The sequence below is a fragment of the Streptomyces sp. NPDC054770 genome (assembly GCF_053611985.1).
The window spans coordinates 1-8,299 of record NZ_JBSHBL010000080.1; the positions used below are offsets into that span (position 1 = coordinate 1).

Genomic DNA, 8,299 nt, shown 5'->3' on the forward strand with positions numbered 1-8,299 from the left:
TACTTCGCCACCCCGAAACGCCGGTTCATCCTCGCCGACACCCCCGGCCATGTGCAGTACACCCGCAACATGGTCACCGGCGCCTCCACCGCCGAACTGACCGTGGTCCTGGTCGACGCCCGCAACGGCGTGGTCGAGCAGACCCGCCGGCACGCCGCGATCGCCGCCCTGCTGCGGGTCCCGCACGTCGTCCTCGCCGTCAACAAGATGGACCTGGTCGGCTACCAGGAGCCGATCTTCGCGGGGATCGCCGAGGAGTTCACGGCGTACGCGACCGAGCTGGGCGTCCCCGAGGTCACCGCGATCCCGATCTCGGCCCTCGTCGGCGACAACGTCGTGGAGCCGTCCGCGAACATGGACTGGTACGGCGGCCCGACCGTCCTGGAGCACCTGGAGACCGTCCCGGTCAGCCACGACCTGGCGCACTGCCACGCCCGGCTGCCCGTGCAGTACGTGATCCGCCCGCAGACCGCCGAGCACCCGGACTACCGCGGCTACGCCGGCCAGATCGCGGCCGGCACGTTCCACGTCGGCGAGCCGGTCACGGTCCTGCCGTCCGGCCGTACGACGACGATCTCCGGCATCGACCTCCTGGGCGAGCCGGTCGACGCGGCGTGGACCACCCAGTCGGTGACCCTCCTGCTCACGGACGACATCGACGTCTCGCGCGGCGACCTGATCGTGCCGACGAAGGACGCCCCGGCGACCACCCAGGACGTCGAGGCGACCGTCTGCCACGTGGCCGACCAGCCGCTGACCGTCGGGCACCGGGTGCTGCTCAAGCACGGCACCCGCACGGTCAAGGCGGTCGTCAAGGACATCCCGTCCCGGCTCACGCTCGACGACCTGTCCCTGCACCCGCACCCGGGTCAGCTCGTGGCCAACGACATCGGCCGGGTGAAGATCCGTACCGCCGAGCCGCTGCCGGTCGACTCCTACGCCGACTCGCGCCGCACCGGCTCGTTCATCCTGATCGACCCCGCCGACGGCACCACGCTCACCGCGGGCATGGTCGGCGAGTCGTTCGCCTCCCCCGAGCCGGTCAAGGACGAGACCGAAGACGACGGCTGGGACTTCTGACATGACGATGACCGACGTCTACTCGACGTTCGCGAAGGAGGGCGGCCGCGTCGGCAGCGGCGCCCTCGGGAGCGGGCAGGGCGGGGTGGCGCGATGTGCGTGCTGACGTACGCGCACTGCCTGCGCGCCCCGGCCCCCCACCCGACGTCCCGGATGCGACGAAGACCTGCCGACCTCCCGGCCACGACCTGAAAGACCGTGACCAGCCGGGCCAACGAGAGGAAAGCCTCCCGTGCCTGCCAACCGCTCCAAGCTCCTGCGCCGCGGTATAGCCGCGCTCGCCGCACTCCCCTTGCTCACGCTCGCCGCCTGCGGGTACGGGTCGGACTCCGACAAGAGCGACACCACCAAGGTCGCCGCCGGGGCCAAGAAGATCGACGGCCTCGACACCGTCAAGATCGGCTACTTCGGCAACCTGACCCACGCGACCGCCCTGGTCGGCAACCAGAAGGGCTTCTTCCAGAAGGAGCTCGGCGCCACCAAGGCCAAGTACGCGATCTTCAACGCCGGCCCCTCCGAGATCGAGGCGCTCAACTCCGGCTCGATCGACATCGGCTGGATCGGCCCCTCCCCGGCGATCAACGGCTACACCAAGTCCAACGGCACCGACCTGAAGATCATCGGCGGTTCGGCGTCCGGCGGCGTGAAGCTGGTCGTCAACCCGAAGAAGATCAAGTCGCTGGCGGACGTCAAGGGCAAGAAGATCGCCACGCCTCAGCTGGGCAACACGCAGGACGTGGCGTTCCTGAACTGGGTCGCCGACCAGGGCTGGAAGGTCGACGCGCAGAGCGGCAAGGGTGACGTCACGGTCGTCCGCACCGACAACAAGATCACCCCGGACGCCTTCAAGGCCGGTTCCATCGACGGCGCCTGGGTGCCGGAGCCGACCGCGTCGAAGCTGGTCGCCGAGGGCGGCAAGGTGCTGCTCGACGAGTCCACGCTGTGGCCCGACAAGAAGTTCGTGATCACGAACATCATCGTGTCGCAGAAGTTCCTCAAGGAGCATCCGAAGGTCGTCGAGGCGGTCCTGAAGGGCTCGGTCGAGACCAACAAGTGGATCAACGCCAACCCGGACGCCGCGAAGGCCTCGGCCAACAAGCAGCTGGCGGTCGACTCCGGCAAGGCGCTGCCCGACGACGTCCTGAACTCGGCCTGGTCCTCCATCCAGTTCACCGACGACCCGCTGGCCTCCACCCTCAACACCGAGGCCCAGCACGCCGTCAAGGCCGGTCTGCTCACCGACCCGCTGCTGAAGAACATCTACGACCTGAGCCTCCTCAACAAGGTGCTGAAGGCCGACGGCGCGAGCACGGTCAGCGCCGCGGGTCTCGGCAGCAGCTGATCCGGTCCCGACGAGTTCCCAGGAGGTGACGACCATGGCAACGACCACGACACTCGCCAAGGCCGACGAGTCCGTCGAGTACGCGGCACGCCTTGAGCATGTCTCGAAGTCCTTCGCGACTCCGGGCGGGCAGCAGCTCGTCCTGGACGACATCACCCTCGATGTCGCGCCGGGTGAGTTCGTCACCCTCCTGGGGGCCTCGGGCTGCGGCAAGTCCACGCTGCTGAACCTGGTGGCGGGGCTGGACCGCCCCACCGCGGGCTCCATCGCGACGGACGGGCGGCCCGCCCTGATGTTCCAGGAGCACGCCCTCTTCCCGTGGCTGACCGCGGGCAAGAACATCGAACTCGCCCTGAAGCTCAGGGGGGTTCCCAAGAACGACCGCCGTGCCAAGGCCGAGGAACTGCTCGAACTGGTCCGGCTGAAGGGCGCGTACGACAAGCGCGTCCACGAGCTGTCCGGCGGCATGCGCCAGCGGGCCGCGCTGGCCCGCGCGCTCGCCCAGGAGAGCAGACTGCTGCTGATGGACGAGCCGTTCTCGGCCCTGGACGCCATCACACGCGACGTCCTGCACGACGAGCTGACCCGGATCTGGGAGGAGACCGGCCTCTCCGTCCTGTTCGTCACGCACAACGTGCGCGAGGCGGTACGGCTCGCCCAGCGGGTGATCCTGCTGTCGTCCCGGCCGGGCCGGATAGCCCGCGAGTGGGAGGTCGGCATACCGCAGCCGCGCCGCATCGAGGACGCGCCCGTGGCCGAACTGTCCCTTGAGATCACCGATGTACTGCGTGGGGAGATCCGCCGCCATGGCCAGCACTGAGACGACGCCGGCCAAGGACGCCGGAAGTGTCGAGGCCGGCCTCGACGCCCTGGAGACGACGGCCACCAGCCGCCCGACCCTCCGCCAGACCTTCACCGGCAAGATCCTGCCGCCGATCATCGCGCTCGCCGTGGTCCTCGTGGTCTGGACGCTCCTCGTCCCGGTCGTCGACGACCCGTCCAAGCTGCCCTCGCCGGCGGCGGTGGGCGACACCTTCAAGGACGCCTGGCTCAAGGGCGACCTGCTCGGCTACATCTGGACCAGCGTCAGCCGGGGCCTGCTCGGCTTCCTCTTCGCACTCGTCATCGGCACCCCGCTGGGTCTGGTGGTGGCGCGGGTGAAGTTCGTGCGCGCGGCGATCGGCCCGATCCTGTCCGGCCTGCAGTCGCTGCCGTCGGTGGCCTGGGTGCCGCCGGCGGTGATCTGGCTGGGCCTGAACAACTCGATGATGTACGCCGTGATCCTGCTCGGCGCGGTCCCCTCCATCGCCAACGGCCTGGTGTCCGGCGTCGACCAGGTGCCGCCGCTGTTCCTGCGGGCCGGGCGCACCATGGGCGCGACCGGCGTCAAGGGCATCTGGCACGTGGTGCTGCCGGCCGCCATGCCCGGCTATGTGGCGGGTCTGAAGCAGGGCTGGGCGTTCTCCTGGCGCTCGCTGATGGCGGCGGAGATCATCGCGAGCTTCCCCGACCTCGGCGTGGGCCTCGGCCAGCTCCTGGAGAACGCGCGCACCGCCAGTGACATGGCGATGGTGTTCGAGGCCATCATCCTGATCCTGTTCGTCGGCATCGCGATCGACCTGCTGATCTTCAGTCCGCTGGAGCGGTGGGTGCTGCGCAGCCGCGGTCTGCTGGTGAAGAGCTGAGGTCCATGTACGACAAGCCGGTCCGCCCCGTCCTCGTGGTGATCGCCCACGGCAGCCGTGATCCGCGGCATGCCGCGACCGTGCACGCCCTGGTACGGCGGGTGCGGTCGCTGCGGCCCGGGCTGCGCGTGGAGACCGGCTTCCTGGACTTCAACATCCCGTCCGTGCACGGGGTGCTGGAGTCGCTGGCGGCGGAGGGCGTGCGCGATGTCGTGGCCCTTCCGCTGCTGCTCACCCGCGCGTTCCACGCGAAGGCGGACATCCCCGCCGTCCTGCGGGACGCGCCGTCACGGCTCCGCATCCGGCAGGCGGACGTGCTCGGCCCGTCCCCGCTGCTCCTGTCGGCCCTGGAACGGCGGCTGCACGAGGCGGGGCTGACCCCCGCCGACAAGTCCTCGACCGGGGTCGTGCTGGCCTCGGCGGGCTCCAGCGACCCGGAGGCGATCGCGGTGATCGCGGACATCGCGCGGGAGTGGCGGCAGACCGGCTGGTGTGCCGTGCGGCCCGCGTTCGCCTCCGCGTCCCTGCCGCGCACCGAGGACGCGGTACGGGAGCTCAGGGAGCTGGGCTGCGCCCGGGTCGCGGTGGCGCCGTACGTCCTCGCCCCCGGCTTCCTGCCCGACCGGATCGCCCGGGGCGCGGCGGACGCGGACGTGCTGGCCGAGGTCCTCGGCCCGGCGCCGGAGGTGGCGCGGGTGCTCCTCGACCGGTACGACGCGGCACGCACCCCGGCGCTGGCGGCCGTCGGGGCCTGAGCGAGGGGCCTCGGTGTTCGCGGTCCGGCGCTCCCCTGTCCGTCGGACCGCGAACAGCCGGCCCGGGGCAGGCCCTCGCGAGCGCTGCGCCGTGGCCGGCACCTACTTCTGCGCCGCGCGCGGCGAACGTGTCACACCAGGGGCTTTACCGATTCAGGTTCCCAACGACTTTTCCTTATCCGCCAGTTGAACGAAGCCACCCGGGGTCCCGCCCGCTCAGGGCGAGGGCGCGGTCGAAGACCGGGGCGTCGTCCGGCACCGGCACCGGGTCGGCGAAGCCGTCGTACTGCCGGTAGAGGTCGCCGTGTGTCTCGACCACGTCGAGGACGAAGCGGGCCGTGTCGTCCGAGACGCGGTACCGCCCGCCGGTGGCGGTGGCGACGTCCCAGCCGTGCACCGCCATCTCCTTGACGACCATCGAGGCGATCTGGACGGCGGGCACCTTCGCCATGCCCAGGTCCACCTCGCCCTCCCACACCGCCGGGTCGGCCCAGGCCGCGACGGCGCGGTCCAGCCGGTCCGCGTAGGCGGCGGCCCAGTCGGGTTCCGCGGTGAAGTCGCGGGCCGTCAGCTCCTCGGGGAGCTGTCTGCGCAGGGCGCGGTGTTCCAGGCCGTGGGAGGTGTAGAGGACCCAGTGGTTGACCAGGGCCCGGACGTCCCAGTCGGGACAGTGGGTGGGGTCGCCGAGCTGTGCCGCCGAGACGCCGTGGGCGACACGCGCCGCCTCGGCGGCACATTCGGTCATGTAGGTGTGCAGGAGCTTCGGGTCGTCGTACGTCATGCGCCCCAGGCTAGGAAGCGGCCGGTCAGGCCTCTTGAACAAACGCGACAGCCCCGTCGGCCAGCCGGACCAGCTCCTCGACCGGCAGCGAGCCCGGCTCCCGCTGTTCGCGTGCGAAGGTGTTGGCGAGGCGCTGGAGCAGGTCGTTGAGCGGGGTCGGCACGCCGTGCAGGCGGCCCAGCAGGGCGATCTCGCCGTTGAGGTAGTCGGCCTCGATGGTGCCGGTGCCACGGCTGAGGGACTGCCAGGAGGAGCCGCCGCCGCGCGGGGCGCCGGCCAGCGGGACCAGGTCCACCTTGTGGCCGCGCAGCGCCTGCTGCTCCTCGACGCCCGCGTACGCGATCCCGGCGGTGTCGAGCACCGCCTCGCCCTCGGCCCGGACCCGCTGGAACAGGGTCATGGCCGTGTCGTCGGCGATGGGCCCGGCGACGGCCTCCAGCGCGTTGCCGAGGTTGGACAGCAGCTTGGCGTACTGCCAGCGCGCCACGTCGGGCACGACGGGTGCCTCGAAGTGCGCCTTCTCCAGGTCGGCGGCGACCAGCCGGGCGGTCGTGTCGGTGCCGTGGGGGTGGCGGCCCAGGTGCAGCATGCCGGTGAGCGGGGCGCCGCCGGCGGAGACGACGCCCGGTTCGACGAAGGTCGACGGCAGCCAGACGCAGACGCCGTAGACGTGCCGGAAGACGCGCAGGGCGAGACGCTGGCCCTCCACGCCGTTCTGGGCGCAGAACAGGGGCAGCCGCTCCGCCGCCGTGCCGCCGCCCGCGACCGGGGCCGGCCCCCAGGCCTGGAGGGCGGTCACGGTGTCCTGTGTCTTGACGGCGAGCAGGAGTACGTCGTCGGCGCGCAGCTCGCCCAGTTCCCCGGGCCCGGTGACGGCCGGGAGCCGGTACGTGTACTCGCCGTCCGGCACCTTGAGCCGCAGCCCGCCGTCCCGCAGCGCCGCGTGGTGCGCGCCCCGTGCCACCAGGACGACCTCGTGTCCCGCGCCGGCCAGCCGCCCGCCGATCGCACCGCCGACGGCCCCTGCTCCGATGATGATGTAGCGCATGGGACGAGCCTCGCACAGGCGTTGACCCTGCCCCTGGGGCAGGGTCGAACGTCACGGCATGGACAACTACCTGCAACAGACGCCGTACAGCGATCCCGGCGGCCTGGACCCGAGCCGGCTGCCCCGCGACCCCGGTGAACTCGCCCGGCTGGTCCGGGGATTGATCGTCCACCGCTTCGAGGGCGACCGCCTCGGGTACGAGATCCCGGCGGAGCGGCTGCACCACGACGGCGAGGTCCGGTTCGTCTCCGGGATCCTGCGGATCCTGCGCGAGCGTTCGGACGCACCGCTCACCGGACCCAGGGCGTACGGGGAGCGGTTCGTCGGGACGTGCCGGGACTTCGCCCTGCTGCACGTGTCCCTGCTGCGGGCGACGGGCACCCCGGCCCGGGTGCGCGGCGGCTTCGGCACGTACTTCGTCGACGGCTTCCACGAGGACCACTGGATCACCGAGTACCGGCTGCCGGACGGGAGTTGGCGGCTGGCCGACCCGCAGGTCGCGGATCGGGGCCACGACCTGGACTTCGACCCGCTGGACGTGCCACGGGACCGGTTCGTGGTGGCCGGGGACGCCTGGCGGGCGATCCGGAGGGGCGCGGCGGATCCCGGGACGTTCGGGCTCTGGGGGGACGAGCGCCTGCGGGGCGCCTGGTTCGTCCGGCACAGCCTCGTCCTCGACCTGGCCTGCCGCAACGGCGTCGAGACACTGCCGTGGGACGGCTGGCTGCCGCTGGCCGGTGTCGAGGAGCCGGAGGCGGCGCTCTGCGACGACGACCTGGCCCTCCTGGACGCGGTCGCCGCCTGCGGCGAGGACGAGGCCCGCCGCAGGTACGCCGATCCGCGTCTGACCGCGCCCCGCGAGATCCTGTCGCGGGCCCCCTTCCTCGGTCTGCGGAAGGTCACGCTTCCGGAGCCGTGAGCTCCACCAGCTTGACGACGGTGTTCCAGTTCCGGGTCGTGGCGATCAGCCCCTTGTGGATCCGGCGCCGGGACAGCGCCTCGGCGAGCTTGGAACGGCCGAGGCCGTCCGGGGCGTACAGGTACAGCGCGCGGTCGCCCAGTCGGAACTCCTCGGGGAGGTGGGCGGCGGGGTCGATGTCCGCGTAGCGCTCCGCGGCGACCGGCCCGGAGAGGTAGGTGACGTGCAGCTGCTTGGCCGCGAGCTCGGCGGCCGGGAACGGGCAGGCCTCGGCGACCGCCCTCAGATAGGCGTGGTCGCGGACGAGCACGTCGACAAAGAAGCCGAACCGCTCCTCGATCGCCTTCGCCAGCTCCGCCGCCAGGGACTCCGCGTCCCCGTGGGCGGAGGCGAAGACCGCCTGCCCGCTCTGCAGATAGGTCCGCACGGAGTCGTACCCGAGGCCCGTCATCAGCGTGCGCAGCTCGGCCATCGGGAGCTTCTTGTTGCCGCCCACGTTGATCCCGCGCAGCAGCGCCGCATATGTCGTCATTCGAACACCTTAGAACGGCCGTCGTGCCCCGTGGGGGCGGGCACGACGGCCGTGCCGGGGCACCCCCGGTGGCCGCAACTCAGGCCGATCGGACCCGGCCCGAACCAAAACAACAACCACCACTGACATATTAAAAAAAGATGATCAAAAAAAAAAC

Annotated in this window: 9 protein-coding genes; 6 read left to right on the forward strand and 3 right to left on the reverse strand. The window is 71.3% G+C overall.

Going from position 1 to position 8,299, the window contains the following annotated elements; translation table 11 throughout:
- From ACWGKQ_RS42350 to ACWGKQ_RS42370, 5 genes are all read left to right on the forward strand, one after another.
- Positions 1-1,080 (forward strand): sulfate adenylyltransferase subunit 1 (locus ACWGKQ_RS42350; protein ID WP_453297374.1); only part of this gene is annotated, 1,080 nt, incomplete at its 5' end.
- A 232-nt stretch (positions 1,081-1,312) separates the two neighbouring features.
- Entirely contained in the window at positions 1,313-2,422 is a 1,110-nt protein-coding gene (locus ACWGKQ_RS42355) for an aliphatic sulfonate ABC transporter substrate-binding protein (RefSeq protein WP_453297375.1), read from the forward strand.
- A gap of 34 nt (positions 2,423-2,456) precedes the next feature.
- Complete coding sequence (locus tag ACWGKQ_RS42360; RefSeq protein ID WP_217547007.1) at positions 2,457-3,242, forward strand: ABC transporter ATP-binding protein; 786 nt, start codon at positions 2,457-2,459, stop codon at positions 3,240-3,242.
- Positions 3,229-4,107 carry an ABC transporter permease gene (locus ACWGKQ_RS42365; protein WP_383719103.1) on the forward strand — a complete coding sequence of 293 codons (879 nt, stop codon included), beginning with the start codon at positions 3,229-3,231 and terminating at the stop codon, positions 4,105-4,107. Before ACWGKQ_RS42360 ends, ACWGKQ_RS42365 begins: the two co-directional genes overlap by 14 nt.
- 5 nt (positions 4,108-4,112) lie before the next feature.
- On the forward strand, positions 4,113-4,862 hold the full coding sequence (locus ACWGKQ_RS42370; RefSeq protein WP_453297376.1) for a sirohydrochlorin chelatase: 750 nt from the start codon (positions 4,113-4,115) through the stop codon (positions 4,860-4,862).
- A 175-nt stretch (positions 4,863-5,037) separates the two neighbouring features.
- Here the strand turns inward: ACWGKQ_RS42370 and ACWGKQ_RS42375 are convergent, their stop codons facing one another.
- Together ACWGKQ_RS42375 and ACWGKQ_RS42380 are read right to left on the reverse strand one after the other, a co-directional pair.
- A complete protein-coding gene (locus ACWGKQ_RS42375) occupies positions 5,038-5,643 on the reverse strand; it encodes a TIGR03086 family metal-binding protein (RefSeq protein ID WP_453297377.1) in 606 nt (201 codons plus the stop codon).
- Positions 5,644-5,668: 25 nt separating this feature from the next.
- Entirely contained in the window at positions 5,669-6,691 is a 1,023-nt protein-coding gene (locus ACWGKQ_RS42380) for a ketopantoate reductase family protein (protein ID WP_453297378.1), read from the reverse strand.
- Positions 6,692-6,749: 58 nt separating this feature from the next.
- Between ACWGKQ_RS42380 and ACWGKQ_RS42385 the strand changes: the two genes are divergently transcribed.
- A complete protein-coding gene (locus tag ACWGKQ_RS42385; protein WP_453297379.1) occupies positions 6,750-7,610 on the forward strand; it encodes a transglutaminase-like domain-containing protein in 861 nt (286 codons plus the stop codon).
- Here the strand turns inward: ACWGKQ_RS42385 and ACWGKQ_RS42390 are convergent.
- Entirely contained in the window at positions 7,591-8,142 is a 552-nt protein-coding gene (locus tag ACWGKQ_RS42390; protein WP_453297380.1) for a DUF1697 domain-containing protein, read from the reverse strand. The two genes, ACWGKQ_RS42385 and ACWGKQ_RS42390, sit on opposite strands and share 20 nt — an antisense overlap.
- Positions 8,143-8,299: the final 157 nt, after the last annotated feature.